General features: G+C 76.0%; 1 pseudogene. It reads left to right on the top strand.

The features are described 5' to 3' along the window. Nucleotides 1–64: 64 nt before the first annotated feature. A pseudogene (locus KVT44_RS56325) lies at nt 65–258 on the top strand (DNA polymerase III subunit delta'); the annotation flags it as partial.

The raw sequence follows: 258 nt of genomic DNA, 5'->3' as shown, positions 1-258 counted from the left end.
GCAAAGTGCGACGAAAGGGCGGTGCCCCGTGCCGGTATGGGACGACCTGGTGGGCCAGGACTAGGTGAGCGAGCAGCTCGCCGCCGCCGCTCGTGACGCCGACGCCCTCGTCTCGGCGGGCGCCGCGGACACCCCGCTCCCCGAGGCGTCCAAGATGGCGCACGCCTGGCTGTTCACCGGCCCGCCCGGCTCCGGGCGTTCCACCGCGGCGCGGGCCTTCGCGGCGGCGCACCAGTGCGTGAGCCCCGATCGCGCGCT

Origin of the sequence: Streptomyces sp. GbtcB7 (assembly GCF_019091445.1) — a bacterium.
In the GTDB taxonomy this organism is placed as follows: Bacteria; Actinomycetota; Actinomycetes; order Streptomycetales; family Streptomycetaceae; genus Streptomyces; species Streptomyces mirabilis.
This window is presented reverse-complemented; position numbering and strand designations above follow the sequence as displayed.